We start from the raw sequence: 17,864 nt of genomic DNA on the forward strand, positions 1-17,864 counted from the left end.
CCGCTCTCAGGGCTTGACCATGGCAGTTCGTCCTTCTTTGCTTCGTCGCCCCCGGTTCACCGCCGGTGCGCTGGCGCGCGGGCTGATCGCGGCGATTCTGGTCGCGGCCATCGGCTGGGGCGGGGCGCTCTACGCCGCCAACCAGAGCGTGCAGGGTGCCAAGAAGGCGGAAGACACCGGCTTCGACGGCGACGCCCCGACTGCGATCCTGATCGAGGCCTCCTCGGGCAGCGTGCTGTTCGAGAAGAACGCCGACGAGCTGCGCGCGCCCTCCAGCATGATGAAGCTGATGACCGCAGAGGTCGTCTTCAACGCCATCAAGAAGGGCGACATCAAGCTGACCGACGAATATCGGATCAGCGAGAACGCCTGGCGCCGGGGCGGCGCGCCCTCCGGCGGCTCGACCATGTTCGCCGCCATCAACAGTAAGGTCTCGGTCAGCGATCTCCTGCATGGCGCGATCATCCAGAGCGGCAACGATGCCTGCATCGCGCTCGCGGAAGGCATGGCGGGCAACGAGCGGATTTTCGCGGCCGAGTTCATGACCAAGCGTGCACGCGAGCTCGGCCTCACCAGATCGACCTTCGCCAATTCCAACGGCTTGCCTGATCCCGGCAACAAGATGACGGTGCGCGAGCTCGGCATCCTCGCCCGCCACATCATCCTGGACTTCCCCGAGTTCTACAAACTGTTCGGCGAGAAGGAGTTTACCTGGAACAAGATTCGCCAGCCCAACCGCAATCCGCTGCTCAATTCGATGGAGGGCGCCGACGGGCTCAAGACCGGCTACACCAAGGAAGGCGGCTACGGCATGGTGGGCTCGGCCGTGCAAAACGGCACGCGATTGATCGTTGTCGTCAACGGGCTCGATGATCCCGAGGACCGCGCCACGGAAGCCAAGAAGATGCTGGAATGGGGCTTTCGCAATTTCGAGACCCGCACCCTGATCGCAGCCGAACAGCCCGTCGGCTACGCCAAGGTGTTCGGCGGCGAGAGCCGCTCGGTCAAGCTCGTGGCCAAGACGCCCGTGAAAGTGATGGTGCACAAGAACGGCAGCGACAAGCTGATCGCCCGCATCGTCTATCGCGGCCCGGTGCGCGCGCCGGTCGAGGCCGGCCAGCAGGTCGGTGTGGTCAAGGTCTGGCGCGGCGGCACCATCGCGGTGGAGACGCCGGTCTATGCCGCCGAAGCGATCGGCACCGGCTCGACCATGCGCCGCGCAATCGACGGCGCCAGCGAGCTCGTGATCGGCATGTTCCGCGCAGGCGCCGAGAAGCTCTGATCATGAGTGAAAGCGCGGTACGGTGGCCGTCGGGACGCGGACGCTTCATCACCTTTGAAGGTGGCGAAGGGGCGGGCAAGTCGACCCAGATCAACAAGCTCGCCGACCGCCTCAAGGCGGCAAGGATGCGCATCCTCGTCACGCGCGAACCGGGCGGCTCGCCTGGCGCCGAGATCATGCGACATCTGGTGCTGTCAGGCATGGGCAAGCTGCTCGGCCCCGAAGCCGAGACGTTGCTGTTCGCCGCTGCCCGCGACGACCACGTCCGCACCGTGATCCAGCCCGCGCTCAGCCAAGGCGTCTGGGTGCTGTGCGACCGTTTCGCCGACTCGACGCGGGCCTATCAGGGCAGCCTCGGCCGCGTGCCGGACGGCCTGATCAACGCGATGCAGCGGGTCACGATCGGCGATCTCAAGCCGGATCTCACCATCATCCTCGACCTGCCGGTCGAGATCGGCTTGCAGCGAGCAGCCACGCGCCGCGGCAGCGCCGCACCCGACAGGTTCGAGGGCGAGGATCTCAAGTTCCACCAAGGCCTGCGCGACGCCTATCGCAAGATCGCCGCGGAAGATCCCGCGCGTTGTGCGCTGATCGACGCCAATTCCGATCCTGACACGGTTGCCGGGCGCGTCTGGACGGCGCTGCGCGAACGTCTCCTTCCCACGCCCGCATCGGTGATTTCCGCATGAGCCCGCGTCGGACCGAGCGCGAAACCGCCATTCCGCATCCGCGCGAGACATCGAAGCTGTTTGGGCACCGCGAGGCCGAGACCGCGCTGCTCGCAGCCTATCGCAGCGGGCGCATCCCGCATGCCTGGCTGATCGGCGGACCGCAAGGCATCGGCAAGGCAACGCTGGCCTACCGCATGGCGCGCTTCGTGCTCGCCCACGGCAAGCCGCTGGCGCCGTCCGTGCAGCGCGCCGAAGACCTTGCGATCGATCCCGACAATGCCGTGGCGCGGCAGGTTGCGGCGAGTTCGCATGGCGGGCTGTTGACGCTGGAGCGCACCGCGAATGATCGCGGCGTGATGCGCACCGTGATCACCGTCGACGAGACGCGCGAGACGATCGGCTTCTTCGGCTCGACGGCCGCCGCCGAAGGTTGGCGCGTCTGCATCGTCGACACTGTCGACGAGCTCAATCCAAACGCGGCCAACGCGCTTTTGAAGATCCTCGAAGAACCGCCGCAGCAATCGCTATTCCTGTTGGTGAGCCACGCGCCGGCACGCGTGCTCGCCACCATCCAGTCGCGTTGCCGCAAGCTGCGCTTGCGCCCGCTCGCCACCGATGACGTGATCAGTGCGGCGGCTTCGGCCGGCGACCTCGATCCGAATGATCCGGCGCTGCACGAAGCGGCGGAGGCTTCCGAGGGCAGCGTGGCGCGGGCACTGACGCTGCTCGGCGGTGACGCGCTCAAGCTCCAGCAGCGCACGGCGGCACTGCTCGCGCGTCTGCCGCAGGTCGATCCGCGCGAACTGCACACGCTCGGCGATTCGCTCGGGACCAGCGACCGTGTCGCGCTTGCCGCCTTCATCGACGGCATCGATCGCTGGATCGCCGAACGCCTGCATGCGGACGAAGCCAATACGAACCAGAATCTGCCGCGCCTTGCGCGTCTAGCTGAGGTATGGGAAAAGATCGTCCGCGCCGCGCGCGACACCGAAACCTACAATCTGGAGCGCAAGCCCTTGGTTTTCTCGGTGTTCGGCTGGCTGGCGGACGCAACGCGCTAGGCGCAGGTTCGTTTCCAATTTTCGAGAAGCCGGTAAAGGAATTCGTGGTGGCAACGCGAGCTAAAAAAACCGCCAAGGGCAAGAAGAAGGCTGCGAAGAAAGCCGTCAAGAAAGCCACGAAGAAGGCTGTGAAGGCGCGTGCGCGCAAAGGTGCCAAGACGGTCAAGAAGACCAAAAAGGTTGCCGCCAAAAAAGCCGTGAAGAAGAGCGCAGCGAAGACGGCAAAGAAGGCCGGCCGGGCGGCGAAGAAGCAGGTCGCCACCAACAAGGCTTCGAAGAAAACCGCCGTCAAAGCGCCGGCCAAAGCGCCGGCCAATGCTCCGGCGAAAAACGTAGCCAAGAAGGCGAGGGTGACTGCGCCTGCCGTGATCGCCGCGCCAGCTCCTGTCGCCGCCCCGCAAAAAGCTGCCAAGCCGAAGGCGCCGCGCGCGCCAAAGCCCGTCGCAGCGCCACAAACGGCCGCGCCCGTTGCCACCCCCGCGCGCGATAACGTCTTCTACATCACGACCGCCATCGCCTATCCCAACGGCAGCCCGCATATCGGCCACGCCTATGAGGCGATCGCGACCGACGTGCTGGCGCGCTTTGCGCGGCTCGATGGCAAGGACGTGTTCTTCCTGACCGGCACCGACGAGCACGGCCAAAAAATGGTGCAGACGGCGGCCGGTGAAAACATGTCCGTGTCCGCGCTCGCGACCCGCAATGCCGGCCGCTTCAAGGAGATGGACGAGCGCCTGAACGTGTCGTTCGACCGCTTCATCCGCACCACCGAGGAGCAGCATCATCGCTCCAGCCAGGAGATCTGGCGGCGCATGGAAGCGAACGGCGACATCTATGCCGACACCTATTCGGGCTGGTACTCGGTCCGTGACGAGGCGTATTACGCCGAGGACGAGACGCGCCTGAACGATGATGGGTTGCGGCTCGGACCGCAGGGCACGCCGGTCGAATGGGTTGAGGAGAAGAGCTATTTCTTTCGCCTGTCAGCGTACCAGGACAAGCTGCTCAAGCTTTATGCGGACCATCCCGATTTCATCGGGCCGGACTCCCGCAGGAACGAGGTGGTGAGCTTTGTCAGAGGTGGCCTGCGCGATCTCTCGATCTCGCGCACGACCTTCGACTGGGGCGTCAAGGTGCCCGGCGATGAAGAGCACGTGATGTATGTCTGGGTCGACGCGCTGACCAATTACATCACCGGCGTAGGCTTCCCCGACGAGAGCGACGAAAACTGGCGCTACTGGCCGGCCGACGTGCACATCATCGGCAAGGACATCATCCGTTTCCATGCGGTGTATTGGCCGGCGTTCCTGATGTCCGCGGGCATTCCGCTGCCGAAGCGGATCTATGCCCACGGCTTCCTGTTCAACAGGGGCGAGAAGATGTCGAAGTCGGTCGGCAACGTCGTCGATCCCTTCAACCTCGCCGACCAGTATGGCGTCGATCAGATGCGCTATTTCTTCCTGCGCGAGGTGCCGTTCGGCCAGGACGGCAACTACAATCACGAGGCCATCGTCGCGCGCATTAACGCCGATCTCGCCAACGATCTCGGCAACCTTGCGCAGCGCTCGCTGTCGATGATCGCCAGGCAGCTCGGGGGCGTGCTGCCGGAGCCCGGCGAGTTCAGCGACAACGACAACGCAATCTTGGCGATGGCCGACGGCATGATCGCCACGTCGCGTGAAGCCATGGCGACGCAGCAGATCCACCAATGGCTCAACGCCGTGTGGGCCGTGGTGGCGGAGACCAACCGCTATTTCGCGGGCGAGGCGCCGTGGGCGCTCGCCAAGACCGATCCCGCCAGGCAGAAGACGGTGCTTTACGTCACTGCGGAAGTCGTGCGCCAGATCGCGATTCTGACGCAGCCGGCGATGCCGACCGCCTCGGGATTGCTGCTCGACAGCCTCGGCATCCCGGAAGCCGAGCGCAGCTTCGCCGCCCTGGGTGGCACCTCGCGCATCGCGCCGGGCTCGACGCTGCCGGCGCCGAAACCGGCGTTCCCGCGCTACGTCGAGCCGGCGGCCTGAGGCGGACGCGCGATGCTGGTCGACAGTCATTGCCACCTGGATTTTCCGGACTTCGCGGAAGATCTCGACGGGATCGTGTCGCGTGCGCGTGCAGCCGGCGTCAAACGCATGGTCACGATCTCCACGCGGGTGCGGAAGCTGAACGATCTTGTCGCCATCGCCGAGCGCTACGACGATGTCTATTGCTCGGTCGGCACTCACCCGCACAATGCGGATGAGGAGGACGGCATCGCGTCGGACGAGCTGATCGCGCTGACGCAGCATCCCAAGGTCGTCGCGCTCGGTGAAGCCGGGCTCGATTATTTCTACGACAACAGCTCACCGGAGGCGCAGGCGAGAGGCTTTCGCGCCCACATCGCCGCCGCCCGCGCTACCGGCCTGCCGCTGGTGATCCACACCCGCGAGGCGGACGAGGACTGTGCCAGCATCCTGGAGGATGAGGCCGCACGCGGATCGTTTCGCGCGGTGCTGCATTGTTACACCGGCGGGCGCGAGCTGGCGCTGAAGGCGGTCTCGCTCGGGCTGTATATCGGCTTCACGGGTATCCTGACCTTCAAGAAGTCGGAATCCCTGCGCGCGCTTGCGGCCGAACTGCCGCCCGATCGTATTCTGGTTGAGACGGACTCGCCTTATCTTGCACCGGGAAAATTCCGGGGCAAACGCAACGAACCGGCCTATGTGGTCGAAGTCGCAAAGGTGCTCGCCGAGACACGCAGCGTGTCGACCGAGGAAATCTCGCGCCAGACCACCGAAAACTTCTTCCGTCTATTCTCGAAGGTGAAAGCTTGAGACTGGGAGCCGCATGACACTGACGCTGACGATCCTGGGCTGCGGCTCCTCCGCCGGCGTGCCGCGCCCGGCGCTCGGCTGGGGCGCCTGCGATCCCAACAACCCCAAGAACCGCCGTCTCCGCTGCTCGCTGCTGGTCGAACGAACGTCCGAGCACGGCACCACACGCATCTTGATCGACACCTCGCCGGACCTGCGCGAGCAATTGCTTTCGACCAACGTCGACCACATCGATGCCGTGTTCTTGACCCACGAGCATGCCGACCAGACCCACGGCATGGATGATCTGCGTTCGGTGGTCATGCACATGCGACGGCGCATCCCGACCTACTTCAACCAGTCGACAGCGAAGGACATCCTGTCGCGGTTCTCCTACTGCTTCATCTCGCCGGAGGGCAGCGACTATCCGCCGATCCTGACGCGGCATTCGATCGAGGCGGGCGAAAGTCAGACGATTTTGGGGAAGGGCGGCGCGGTGACGATGACCGCCTTCCTGGTGCAGCACGGCAATATTCCCGCGCTCGGCTACCGCATCGGGGATGCCGCCTACACACCCGACCTCAACGACATCCCGCGCGAGAGCTGGGGCGCATTGGAAAATCTGGACCTCTGGATCGTCGACGGCCTGCGCTACACCAGTCATGTCAGCCATTTCAGCATCAACGATGCGCTGTCGTGGATCGAACGTTTCAAGGCGAAGCGCGCGGTCATCACCAACATGACCGCTGACGTTGATTACGAGGTCATCAGGCAGTCGCTGCCCGCGGGCGTGGTGCCGGCCTATGACGGGCTGCGGCTGGAGACGCACTAAACCCGCGGTGGAAATTCTCCTGCCAGCCGGCATATACCTTGCTTGCGCCGGCCCCATCATGTTGATCTAACGTCTGAAAGACAGGCGTTGGACTGGGCGATATTCAAGCAGGACCAGCACCTGACGTGCAATCGCCGGGGTCGGTTGAATCGCCTCGTGTGAAGATGGGGATTGCGTTGGCAGCGGACGATCTAGCGACTCGAGGACTGGTGCGACGCGCTCTGGACCTCCTTTATCTCGGCGCGGGCTACGCCGCGGGCGTCTTCCTGGTTGCGATCTTTGCAATCATGATGGTCATGTCGGTCGGGCGTCAGTTTGCGATCAACATTCCCGCCGGCGACGATTTCGCGTCCTGGTGCATGGCCGCGATGGCTTTCCTCGGACTCGCGCACACTTTCAAGCGCGGAGAGATGATCCGGGTCGGCCTGCTGCTGGAGCGCCTGCACGGGCGGACCAAGCAGGTGGCCGAGATCGTTGCGCTCGGCATTGCCGCGGCATTCATCCTCTATTTCACCTGGCATGCCGTGCAGATGACCTACGATTCCTGGCGCTTCAACGACGTGGCGCAGGGCGTCGTCGCGCTTCCGCTCTGGATTCCGCAGCTCGGCTTTGCCGGCGGCCTTGCGATCCTGTCGATCGCGCTGATCGATGAAATGGTCAATGTCGTCGGCGGCAACCGGCCGAGCTACGAGAAGGGCTCGCCGGACGAGACGCCCGACGAATTCATCGAGCGCATCTCGCAGGGCGGCGGAGGTTGAGCATGGCCAATCTCGGCATGATCGAGCTGTCGTTCATCCTGCTCGGCGTCATGATCCTGCTGCTCGGCAGCGGCGTCTGGATCGCGGTCTCGCTCGGGCTCGTCGGCTTTGTGGCGATGGCGCTGACGACGAGTTTGCCGCTCGGTACCGTGCTCGCCACCACGACCTGGAGCGCGAGCGCGTCCTGGACGCTGGCTGCACTGCCGCTGTTCATCTGGATGGGAGAGATACTTTTCCGGACAAAATTGTCGGAAGAGATGTTCCGCGGTCTGTCGCCTTGGGTGCAGTGGCTGCCGGGACGGCTGACGCATGTGAATGTGATCGGCTGCGGCATCTTCGCGGCGGTGTCGGGCTCGTCGGCCGCGACCTGTGCGACCATCGGCAAGATCGCATTGCCGGAGCTCGACAAGCGTGGCTACGACAAGGGTCTGAGCCTCGGATCGCTCGCGGGCTCCGGCACGCTCGGCCTCTTGATTCCGCCCTCGATTCCGATGGTGGTCTATGCGGTCACGGCGAACGTCTCCGTGCTCCAGGTGTTTCTCGGCGGCTTCCTGCCGGGCGTGCTCGTGATTGTGCTCTATTCCGGCTACATCATCATCTGGTCGCTGCTCAACCCAAAGAAAATTCCCCCGCGCGATCCGCCGATGCCGTTCCGGCAGAAGCTCCGCGAGTCGGCCAAGCTGGCGCCCTGCCTGCTGCTGATCCTGGCGGTCTTCCTGTCCCTCGTGCTCGGCTTCGCGACGGCGACGGAATGCGCGGCGTGGGGTGTCTCAGGCGCGCTGCTGCTGGCGTGGTGGAGCGGCACGCTCACGCGCAAGAACTTCCTCGAGAGCATCATGAGCGCGACGCGCCTGACCTGCATGATCATGTTGATCCTGGCAGGCGCGGCCTATACGACAGCTGCGATGGCCTATACGGGTATTCCGGCGGCGCTCGCCACCTGGGTCCAGGGGCAGCAGCTCACACCCGGCATGCTCGCCCTCTATCTCAGCATCATGTACATCATCCTGGGATGCCTAATCGACGGCATCTCGATGATCGTCCTGACCGCCGTCATCGTACTGCCCATGGTCAGGCAGGCGGGCCTCGATCTGGTCTGGTTCGGCGTCTATCTCATCATCCACGTCGAGATGGCGCAGATCACGCCGCCGGTCGGCTTCAATCTGTTCGTGCTCCAGAACATGAGCGGCCGCGATACGTTCACCGTTGCACGGGCGGCCTTCCCATTCTTCGTCCTGCTGCTGGCCGCCGTGTTCATCATCACGGAGTATCCGCAGATCGTGATGTTCTTGCCGAAGCTTGCTTTTCCAGACTGAGCATACCCGTTTTTCAGATTGACCTTAAGGAGAAGCCCGATGATGTCTCGTTTAGTCCGCGCGTCCCTGATCGCCGGCGTCGTGATGGCCGCGGCACCTGCTTTGGCCCAGACCAAATGGAATTTGCCGGCAGCCTATCCTGCCGACAATCCGCACTCCGAAAATCTGATCGCCTTCGCCAAGGACGTCGAGGCCGCCACGTCCGGCAAGCTCCAGATCACCGTTCATCCGGGGGCCTCACTGTTCAAGGCGCCCGACATCAAGCGCGCGGTGGTGACCGGGCAGGCGCAGATGGGTGAGGTGCTGCTGTCGATCCACGAGAACGAGGACCCGCTCTTCGGCGTCGACGTCGTGCCGTTCCTCGCGACCAGCTTCCCTGACGCGATGAAGCTGTATCAGGCCTCCAAGGCCGCGATCGCCAAGAAGCTCGATGCGCAGGGCCTCAAGCTGCTGTTCGCCGTGCCGTGGGCGCCGCAGGGCGTCTACGTCAACAAGCCGCTCGCGACGATCGAAGACATGAAAGGCTTGAAGTGGCGCGCCTATAATGTCGGCACCGCGCGCATCGGCGAGTTGGTCGGCGCACAATCGGTCACGATCCAGGCTGCCGAACTGCCGCAGGCACTTGCGACCGGCGTGGTGAACTCCTTCATGTCGTCGGGCGGCACGGGTTACGATGCGAAGGCCTGGGAGTCGCTCAAATACTTTTACGACGTGCAGGCCTGGATTCCGAAGGACTACACCTTTGTCAACAAGGCCGCGTTCGAGGCGCTCGACAAGCCGACGCAGGAGGCGATCCTCAAGGCGGCTGCGACGGCGGAAACCCGCGGGTGGAAGGCCTGGCAAGACAAGAGCAGCTGGTATCTCGATCAGCTCAAGGCGAAAGGCATGAATGTCGAGCCGCCGAGCCCGGCACTGAAGGCCGGCTTCCAGAAGATCGGCGAACAGCTGACCGCCGATTGGCTCAAGAAGGCCGGCGCTGACGGGCAGGCGATCGTCGACGCCTACAAGAAGATGTGACGACCGCGAAGCTTCCGCCCGCCACCTTCAGGTGTGCGGGCGGAAGGTCTTCCACAGTCAGCCTCAGGCCGAGATCGCCTTGGCTGATCCGACCTCGTTGCGCAGCAGGAATTTTTGGATCTTGCCGGTCGAGGTCTTCGGGATCGGTCCGAACACGACGGCCTTCGGCGTCTTGAAGCCACTCATCTGCGAGCGGCAGAACGCGATGATGTCAGCCTCGCTCGCGCTGGCGCCGTCCTTCAGCTCGACGAAGGCGCAGGGCACCTCGCCCCATTTCGGATCGGGCTTGGCAACCACGGCGGCGAACAGCACGGCTGGGTGCTTGTAGAGGATGTCCTCGACCTCGACGGATGAGATGTTCTCGCCGCCGGAGATGATAATATCCTTGGAACGGTCCTTGATGATGACGTAGCCGTGCTCGTCGAGCACGCCGAGGTCGCCGGTGTGAAACCAGCCGCCCTCGAAGGCTTCCTTGGTCGCCTTCTCGTTCTTGAGGTAGCCCTTCATCACGATGTTGCCGCGGAACATGACCTCGCCGATGGTCTCGCCGTCGCGCGGCACCTCTTGCATCGTCTGCGGATTGATGACGGTGACGGCTTCCTGAAGCGGGTAGGGCACGCCTTGCCGGCGCTTCATGCGCGCGCGTTCGGCGGGCGGAAGCTCGTCCCACCCGGGCTGCTCGGCGCAGACGGAGGCGGGGCCGTAGACCTCGGTCAGCCCGTAGACATGCGTCAGCTTGATGCCGATGCTTTCGGCGCCTTCGAGCACGGCGACGGGTGGCGCCGCACCTGCGATCAGGCCGACGACGCGGCGCGCGGCCTCGCCCTTTGGCGCGTCGGGCGCATTGATCAGCGTGTTGTAGACGATCGGCGCGCCGCACATGTGGGTGACGCCGTGCTGCCTGATCAGCTCGAAGATTTTGGTCGGCTCGACCTTGCGCAGGCAGACATTGGTGCCGGCCGAGGCAGCGATGGTCCAGGGGAAGCACCAACCGTTGCAATGGAACATCGGCAGCGTCCAGAGATACACCGGGTGCTGACCGAGATTGCCGGCCAGGATGTTGCTGACGGCATTCAGATACGCGCCGCGATGATGGGTGACGACGCCCTTGGGATTTCCCGTGGTGCCCGAGGTGTAGCTCAGCGCGATCGCATCCCATTCGTCGGTGGGCAGGACGGCCTCGAAGTTCGGATCGCCTTGCGCGACGGCGTCCTCGTACTCGATCTCGCCGATGCGCTTGCCGCCCTTGAAGGCGGCATCGTCGACATCGATCACGAACGGCTTTGGCCCGGTCATCTGTGCGAGTGCGTCACTGATGACACCGGAGAATTCCGGGTCAACCAGGATGATGTTGGCCCCGCCATGGTCGAGCTGAAACGCGATGGAAGGCGCATCGAGGCGGATGTTGAGCGCATTGAGCACGGCGCCCGTCATGGGGACGGCGAAGTGCGCCTCGTTCATCGCCGGAACGTTCGGCAGCATTGCAGCAACGGTGTCACCGACGCCGATGCCCTTGCCCGCCAGATAAGAGGCAAAGCGCCGGCAGCGCTCGTGCGTCTGCGCCCAGGTGAAGCTGCGGCCCTCATAGACAGTGCTGACGTGATCGGGATAGACGGCGGAGCTTCGCGCGAGGAAGCTCAACGGGCTCAGGGGCACATAATTGGCGGGGGTCTTGTCGAGGCCGATATCGTACTTGTTCTGCCGCTTACTCATCGACACCTCCTGAAAACGCCTCAAAGGAATCCGATCGATATCCAGGGGAAGATCGCGACGATGATCAATCCCACCAGCAGCGCCAGCAGATAGCCCCAGATCGGCCTGATGCCTTCGGCCGGGTCGACGCGTCCAATGGCGCAGGCGGCATAATAGCCGACGCCGAAGGGTGGGGCGAATAGCCCGATACCCATGGCGAGAATGATCACCATCGCATAGTGCACCTCGTGCACGCCGACGGCGCGGGCGATCGGGAACAGCAGCGGCCCGAACAGCACGATCGCAGGGATGCCCTCCAGCACGCTGCCGAGAATGGTGAAGGCCAGGATTGAGACGGCGATGAAGGTCGCCGCCCCGCCGGGCAATCCCGTCATGGCCGCCGCCAGCGAGCGCGAGAAGCCGGATTGGGTCAGGCCCCACGCCATACCGGTCGCGGTGCCGATGATCAGCAGGATTGCGCCCGACAACGCTGCGGTCTCGACCAGCATTGGAAACAACCGCCGCCAGTCGAAGCGGCGGTACACTAGAACGCCGACCAGGGCGCCGTAGACGATGCCGATGGTGGAGACCTCGGTGGCGGTCGCGATGCCCTCGACCACGGCGTAGCGGATCACGAAGGGCAGCGCGAGCGCGGGCAGGGCGATGATGAAGGTCCTGCCGATCTCGGATGCCTTGGCGCGGCGGACGTGGCTCATGTCCTCGTGGCGGTAGCGCCACCACACCAGCATGCAGAGCGTGATCGCCAGCACCACGCCGGGCAATAGACCGCCGGTAAAGAGGGCGGCGATCGACACGCCCGTGACCGAGCCGATCGTGATCAGCACGAGGCTCGGTGGAATGGTCTCCGTCTGGGCCCCCGTCGCCGCAAGGAGCGCGACGAGGTCGCCGGGCTTGGCGCCGCGCTGCTTCATCTCCGGGAACAGCACCGGTGCGACCGCGGCCATGTCGGCGGCCTTGGCGCCGGAGATGCCGGAGACCAGGTACATGGCGCCGACCAGTACATAATGCAGGCCGCCGCGGACATGCCCGAGCAGGCTCGCCAGGAACGCCACCATGGCCCGCGCCATGCCGGTCATCTCGATTAGCAGCCCCAGAAAGACGAAGAGCGGCACCGAGAGTAGGATGAGGTGGCTCATGCCCTCGTCCATCCGCCCGACCAGCACCATCACCGGCGTGCGCGTGGTCAGCGCCAGATAGCCGAAGATCGCAAGGCCAAACCCGAACGCAATGGGAACGCCGGCAAAGACGCAGAAGCCGGCAACGCCGACGAAGAAGATGACGAGGTTGAGATTGCCGAGGGGGCGCAGCGACGGCTCCGCCAGCCAGAATGCGCCGATCAGGACTGCAACCGACAGCACGGCGGCCGCGACCATCCGGTAATCGGCGGCGCGCAGCAGCCGCAGCAAGGCGAACGCCGCCATCAGGCTGATGCCGGCCGGCAGCGCCGCAGCGCGCCACATATTCGAGATCTGGAGCGCCGGTGTGGTGATGTAGCTCTCTTCGTAGGCATAGTCGCAGGACGGCCAGACGATCAGCACGAGGAACGCCAGCGCGGCCGATGTCGCGACCAGATCGAGATAGGTCCGCAACGCGGGCCGGGCACTGGCGACGACCGCGGTCATGCGCATGTGCTCGGAGCGGCGGAACGCGACTGCCGCGCCCAGCATGGCGAGCCACAGGAACAGGATCGAGGCGAGCTCGTCTGACCAGATCAGCGGCCGATGCAGCCCGTAGCGCGCAACCACGCCGGCAAACAGGATCACGATCTCGGCGATGACCAGGATCGCCGCCGGGATCTCCACAAGAAGGCCAAGTGTGCGCTCCAGCGAAGCCAGCAACGAAGGTCGGCGAGGGGACTGAACAGTCGCCTCGCCCGCCACTTCGATCACCTCGACTTCGACATGAGCCATGACGCGGCCTAACGCGTTACGACAGCTTGCCCACGGCTTTTTCCAGGAGGTCCCAGGCTTGATCGCCGTACTTGCCCTTCCATTCGGCATAGAAGCCGGCGGACCGCAGCTTGTCGCGGAACGGGGCCACCGCCGGCTGGTTGAAGGTCAGGCCCTTGCCCGCCAGCTCCTGCTGGAGATTGGCGTTGAGCTTGGCGGTATCCTCACGCTCCTTGACGGCGGCGGCGTTGATGTTCTTGGCGACGACAGTGCGCACGTCCTGCGGCAGTTTTTCCCAGGCACGGCGGTTGGCCAGGAACCAGAAGCCGTCCCACATGTGGTTGGTCAGCGAGCAGTACTTCTGCACCTCGTACAGCTTTGCGGTCGAGATGATCGCCAGCGGGTTCTCCTGGCCCTCGACGATCTTGGTCTGGAGCGCCGAATAGACCTCGGCGAAATTGATCGAGGCGGGCGCTGCGTCGAATGCCTTGAACATCGAGGTCCATAGCGGCGACACCGGCACGCGGATTTTGAAGCCCTTGAGATCGTCCGGACCGGCGATCGGCTTGGTCGACGATGTGGTCTGGCGGAAGCCGTTGTCCCAGATCTTGTCCATGACCTCGAGCCCGGCCTTCTTGATCTCGCCGCGGACGAAGGCGCCGAGGTCTCCATCCATGGCCTTCCAGACCGTGCCGTAGTCCGGGAACGCGAAGCCGATGCCGTTGATGGACGCGGCCGGCACCAGGGTCGAGAGGATCAGCCCCGACAGCGTGAAGAACTCGACGCCGCCGGAGCGGATCTGGCTCAGCATGTCGGTGTCGGACCCGAGCTGGTTGTTCGGGAAGATCTGGAGGTCGAACTTGCCGTTGGTCTCGCTCTTGATGGCCGCGGCCATCTCCTTGGCGCGCACGTTCAGCGGATGGCTGTCCGGCAGGTTGTTGGCGTATTTGTAGGTGAACTCGGCGCTCTGGGCGCGGGCCACATGGGGCGCACTGAGGCCGCCCAGGACCGCGGTCGCGGCGGAGGCCTTGAGAAGCGTGCGTCGGGAAAAGCTCATGGGTCTGCTTCCTCGGAAGGTTTGTTGTTGTTCTGAGATGCAAACCTATACGGACGTCAGGTCAGAAGGTCATCTGCGATCTCGCGAAGCCTCGCTTATTGCAGCCGGACAACGTCGCGGCAATATCGGCTTTCGGAGAGATGGCCGCACAAAAAAATGCGAAAACAACCCCATGCACAGTAGCCGTCAAAGAGCTGGGACGGCGGCCCGGCGTAAGCCCAAAAACGGCTTGGAGCGAAGGTGCAGTGGCAGGAATTTCATCTAAATGACTGATCAAATTGCACATAAAAATATTCCATAATATACCTTATGCGAATTACGGGTATGGGGCGAGCCGGCCTGTGCTCGGCACCGTTCTCCAGGGGTTGGACTCGACTCTGGCAACGCCTGCGGGCAACGAAGATCTTGCCCTCGACGTCCTTTTCGGCTGGGCCCTCACCCAGCGGCCTCATCGTTCGAGCGTTGAGGTGGAGCCCGCAACGTCGGGATCTGAGGCGCGGTCCTGAAATTGGCTAGGCGGAATCGACATGACTCTGAGCCTCAGACAACTTCGATACTTCGTGGCCATTGCGGATGCTGGTGCGCTCGCGAGAGCCGCCGAAATCCTGAACGTCGCTCAATCGGCGCTGAGCCATCACGTGTCGGAGATAGAGGCCGTCCTTGGGGTCCAGTTCCTACATCGGCGTCCGCGCGGAATATTGCTGACACCTGCCGGGGAACGTCTTTACGAGCATGCCACTGCGATCCTGGCTGCGGTGGTGAAGGCGGAGACCGACGTCAAGGCATTCACCGAGGAGGCGACCGGGGCGATTTCGGTCGGCCTCACGCAGAGCCGACCATTACAAGAGATCTCAATCTGATCATGCGGTCCGACCACCCGCAAACGCGCGCCTTCACCGAGGTGCGCCGCGTCCTGAATGAGGTGTTTTTTCAGGAGGTGGTCAGCGGACGCTGGCCAGCGGAGTCGCTGGCCAAAGCGACGCAGAGCTGAGCCGAGCACGACTTTGTAAGCGCCCTGAACGGCAATGCAGCCGGATACCGGCTTCGGCGGCATTGGTTGGCTCGGGCGAAACAGGCCTCCCCGACATGCCCCGCATGGGTCGAGCCAAATCAACGCGTTGAACTATCTGGTCGCGAGATAGCTGCGTTAGGAAAGGTGTAATTGTCACTTTCCGCAGGCGCGAGCATCGTCTGGTGGCAAACAGCAGGCAAACTGCCGACGCGATGGGAGCGCACGTGGAGAGATGAGCAATTTCCCCAACTCGGTGGAGATCGTCGAGGAAGGTCCTCGCGAGGGCTTCCAGATCGAGCCCGGGCCAATTTCGACCGCTGCAAAGATCGAGCTGATCGATGCCTTGTCACAGACAGGCGTCAAGACGATCCAGGTCGCTTCGTTCGTCAACCCGAAGGCCGTGCCGGGCTGGGCTGACGCCGAGGCGGTCGTTCGGGGATTCACGCCGTCTCCGGGCGTCGCCTATACGGCCCTCTGGTTCAATGAGCGCGGAATGGAACGCGCCCTCTCCCATCGCGATCGTCTCGTGAATGCCGCAGCCATCGCCTTGAGCGCCTCCGAGGCGTTCTCTCTGCAGAATCTCCGGCGAGATCGGCAGGGCCAGATTGAAGCCATGAGATCGACAGTGGCGGCTCATCTCGCCGCGAACGTGCCGGTTGATCGAGTGATCGTCATGGCGGCATTCGGATGCAATTTCTCCGGAGAAGTGCCGCTCAGCGCGGTGATCTCCACCATCAAGGATGGGCTCGGCATCGCCGAGGAAACGGGGACCCGAATTTGCGCCATCGGGCTCGGAGACAGTATGGGCTGGTGCACGCCGAGGAGGATTCAGGAGACCGTCACCGCTATCCGCGAGCGCTGGCCGGAGTTGGAGTTGTCGCTGCATCTGCACGATACACGGGGTCTCGGCATCGCATCGGCTTATGAGGGGCTGCGGCTCGGTGTATCGAAGTTCGACGCCGCCGTCGCCGGCCTGGGAGGCTGCCCCTTTGCCGGGCAACCCGGAGCGCCCGGCAATATTGCCACGGAAGAGCTGGTGCTCCTCTGCGAACAACTCGGCATACCGACCGGCATCAATCTTGACCGGCTCATTGACGTTGCCCGGCTCGCCGAGCAGATCGTCGGGCACCGCCTGCCAAGCGCGCTGCTCAGATCGGGGCGACCGAAGATAATAGGGACCCAATGACATGACCGCAGATGTTGCAAAGCCGCTCCAGAACATTCGCGTTCTGGATTTCGGTCACACCATTATGGGCCCCGGCGCCGGACTGATCTTGGCCGATCTCGGCGCCGATGTGATCAAAGTCGAACCCTACGAAGGCGACTCCACACGTCGAATGCCCGGCTTCGCCGCGGGATTCTTTGCCACGTTCAATCGTAACAAGCGCTCGATCGCGCTTGATCTGAAAACACCCCGTGGCCAGGCAGCTCTTCACCGCCTGGTGGCTGGTGCAGACGTGCTACTGGAGAATTTCGGCCCCGGCACGATCGAGCGTCTTGGCTGCCGATGGGAAGACCTCGCGAAGATCAACCCGCGCCTGATCTTCCTGTCGATGAAGGGATATCTGAAGGGTCCCTATGAGCATCGCGGAGCCCTGGACGAAGTGGTCCAGATGCAAAGCGGCATCGCCTATATGACCGGCCCGCCCGGCCAGCCGTTACGGGCCGGCGCTTCGATCATCGACATTCTCGGCGCCGTTTTCGGGGTCGTTGCCGTGCTCGCAGCCATCAATGAGCGCGCGATCACCGGACAGGGCAAGCGGGTCGGCTCCTCCCTGTTCGAGAGTGCGGCATTCCTCATGGCGAGCCACATTGCCGGCGGCGCAGTAACCGGCGAACCAATGCGTCCGTTTCCTGCGCGCACCAACGCCTGGGGGGTCTACGACGTTTTCGACACGCGAGACGGGCAGGTTTTCATAGGCATCACCAGCGACGCCCATTGGAGTCGGTTCTGCAAACAATTCGGCTTGGCGGAGCTCGGGGGCGATCCGCGCTTGCAATCAAATACCGATCGCTGCGCCAACCGCCACTGGATGCTGCCAGTTCTCAAGCGGCTATTTGCCGAGCAGGCAATGGCCGACGTTCTCGCCGCCTGCGATACGGCCATGCTGCCTTATGCTAAGGTGGGGCATCCCGACGAGCTTCCGCGAGACCCGCATTTGGCGGCAGGAGGGCTGGTCGAAACTGCGATCTCCGCTTTGGGCAAGCATCTCATCGCGCACCTGCCCGGCCTGCCCATGGAGTTCGGCGAGTTCAGGGAACGAACAAGGTTGGAGCGGCAACCGCCCGGCATTTCGGAGCACGGCGAGCAGGTCCTTAGGGAGGCGGGCCTGACTCCGGCCGAAGTCGAGGCTTTGGTGCAGGAAAGAATTCTGCGTCGACCAGACGCTCAGGTCGCGGCACGCAACGAGAACGTTGCCTAAGAGGCCAAAGCGCCTGCCGCATGGGGCCATCGGGGTCTGGA

Annotated in this window: 15 protein-coding genes; 12 read left to right on the forward strand and 3 right to left on the reverse strand. The window is 63.8% G+C overall.

Annotation, left to right across the window (positions count from 1 at the left end):
• Positions 1 to 19: 19 nt before the first annotated feature.
• The 9 genes from IVB12_RS08425 to IVB12_RS08465 all read left to right on the forward strand — a co-directional run bounded on the left by IVB12_RS08425 (position 20) and on the right by IVB12_RS08465 (position 9,729).
• Positions 20 to 1,282: a D-alanyl-D-alanine carboxypeptidase family protein gene (locus IVB12_RS08425; RefSeq protein WP_247297621.1), complete on the forward strand. Its 1,263-nt coding sequence runs from the start codon at positions 20 to 22 to the stop codon at positions 1,280 to 1,282.
• A 2-nt stretch (positions 1,283 to 1,284) separates the two neighbouring features.
• Entirely contained in the window at positions 1,285 to 1,971 is a 687-nt protein-coding gene (tmk, locus tag IVB12_RS08430) for a dTMP kinase (protein ID WP_247297623.1), read from the forward strand.
• Positions 1,968 to 3,014 carry a DNA polymerase III subunit delta' gene (locus IVB12_RS08435; protein ID WP_247297625.1) on the forward strand — a complete coding sequence of 349 codons (1,047 nt, stop codon included), beginning with the start codon at positions 1,968 to 1,970 and terminating at the stop codon, positions 3,012 to 3,014. The genes tmk and IVB12_RS08435 overlap by 4 nt, the downstream gene beginning before the upstream one ends.
• A gap of 47 nt (positions 3,015 to 3,061) precedes the next feature.
• Positions 3,062 to 5,038 (forward strand): methionine--tRNA ligase, encoded by a 1,977-nt coding sequence (gene metG / locus IVB12_RS08440; RefSeq protein WP_247297627.1) that lies wholly within the window; start codon positions 3,062 to 3,064, stop codon positions 5,036 to 5,038.
• Positions 5,039 to 5,050: 12 nt separating this feature from the next.
• Positions 5,051 to 5,827 (forward strand): TatD family hydrolase, encoded by a 777-nt coding sequence (locus tag IVB12_RS08445; RefSeq protein ID WP_247297629.1) that lies wholly within the window; start codon positions 5,051 to 5,053, stop codon positions 5,825 to 5,827.
• A gap of 13 nt (positions 5,828 to 5,840) precedes the next feature.
• Entirely contained in the window at positions 5,841 to 6,638 is a 798-nt protein-coding gene (locus tag IVB12_RS08450) for an MBL fold metallo-hydrolase (protein ID WP_247297631.1), read from the forward strand.
• Positions 6,639 to 6,802: 164 nt separating this feature from the next.
• Positions 6,803 to 7,396: a TRAP transporter small permease gene (locus IVB12_RS08455; RefSeq protein WP_247297632.1), complete on the forward strand. Its 594-nt coding sequence runs from the start codon at positions 6,803 to 6,805 to the stop codon at positions 7,394 to 7,396.
• A 2-nt stretch (positions 7,397 to 7,398) separates the two neighbouring features.
• Entirely contained in the window at positions 7,399 to 8,712 is a 1,314-nt protein-coding gene (locus IVB12_RS08460) for a TRAP transporter large permease subunit (protein ID WP_247297634.1), read from the forward strand.
• Positions 8,713 to 8,751: 39 nt separating this feature from the next.
• Positions 8,752 to 9,729 (forward strand): TRAP transporter substrate-binding protein, encoded by a 978-nt coding sequence (locus IVB12_RS08465; RefSeq protein ID WP_247297636.1) that lies wholly within the window; start codon positions 8,752 to 8,754, stop codon positions 9,727 to 9,729.
• A 63-nt stretch (positions 9,730 to 9,792) separates the two neighbouring features.
• On the opposite strand, the gene IVB12_RS08470 is transcribed toward IVB12_RS08465, so the two are convergent.
• Genes IVB12_RS08470 through IVB12_RS08480 form a run of 3 tightly spaced genes read right to left on the reverse strand, consistent with a single transcriptional unit; the run spans position 9,793 to position 14,388 of the window.
• Positions 9,793 to 11,442, reverse strand: a complete 1,650-nt coding sequence (locus IVB12_RS08470; RefSeq protein ID WP_247297638.1) for an acyl-CoA synthetase — start codon at positions 11,440 to 11,442, stop codon at positions 9,793 to 9,795.
• A 20-nt stretch (positions 11,443 to 11,462) separates the two neighbouring features.
• Positions 11,463 to 13,352: a TRAP transporter large permease subunit gene (locus IVB12_RS08475; protein WP_247297640.1), complete on the reverse strand. Its 1,890-nt coding sequence runs from the start codon at positions 13,350 to 13,352 to the stop codon at positions 11,463 to 11,465.
• Positions 13,353 to 13,368: 16 nt separating this feature from the next.
• Complete coding sequence (locus tag IVB12_RS08480) at positions 13,369 to 14,388, reverse strand: TRAP transporter substrate-binding protein (RefSeq protein WP_247297643.1); 1,020 nt, start codon at positions 14,386 to 14,388, stop codon at positions 13,369 to 13,371.
• A 527-nt stretch (positions 14,389 to 14,915) separates the two neighbouring features.
• Here IVB12_RS08480 and IVB12_RS08485 point away from each other — a divergent pair.
• The 3 genes from IVB12_RS08485 (at position 14,916) to IVB12_RS08495 (ending at position 17,823) form a co-directional block, all read left to right on the forward strand.
• The gene (locus IVB12_RS08485; protein ID WP_247297644.1) at positions 14,916 to 15,248 is read left to right on the forward strand and encodes a LysR family transcriptional regulator; all 333 of its coding nucleotides are present in this window, start codon (positions 14,916 to 14,918) and stop codon (positions 15,246 to 15,248) included.
• Positions 15,249 to 15,632: 384 nt separating this feature from the next.
• On the forward strand, positions 15,633 to 16,586 hold the full coding sequence (locus tag IVB12_RS08490) for a hydroxymethylglutaryl-CoA lyase (RefSeq protein ID WP_247297646.1): 954 nt from the start codon (positions 15,633 to 15,635) through the stop codon (positions 16,584 to 16,586).
• Position 16,587: 1 nt separating this feature from the next.
• The gene (locus tag IVB12_RS08495; protein WP_247297649.1) at positions 16,588 to 17,823 is read left to right on the forward strand and encodes a CaiB/BaiF CoA-transferase family protein; all 1,236 of its coding nucleotides are present in this window, start codon (positions 16,588 to 16,590) and stop codon (positions 17,821 to 17,823) included.
• Positions 17,824 to 17,864: the final 41 nt, after the last annotated feature.

It is taken from the genome of Bradyrhizobium sp. 179 (genome assembly GCF_023073535.1).
Lineage (GTDB): Bacteria > Pseudomonadota > Alphaproteobacteria > Rhizobiales > Xanthobacteraceae > Bradyrhizobium.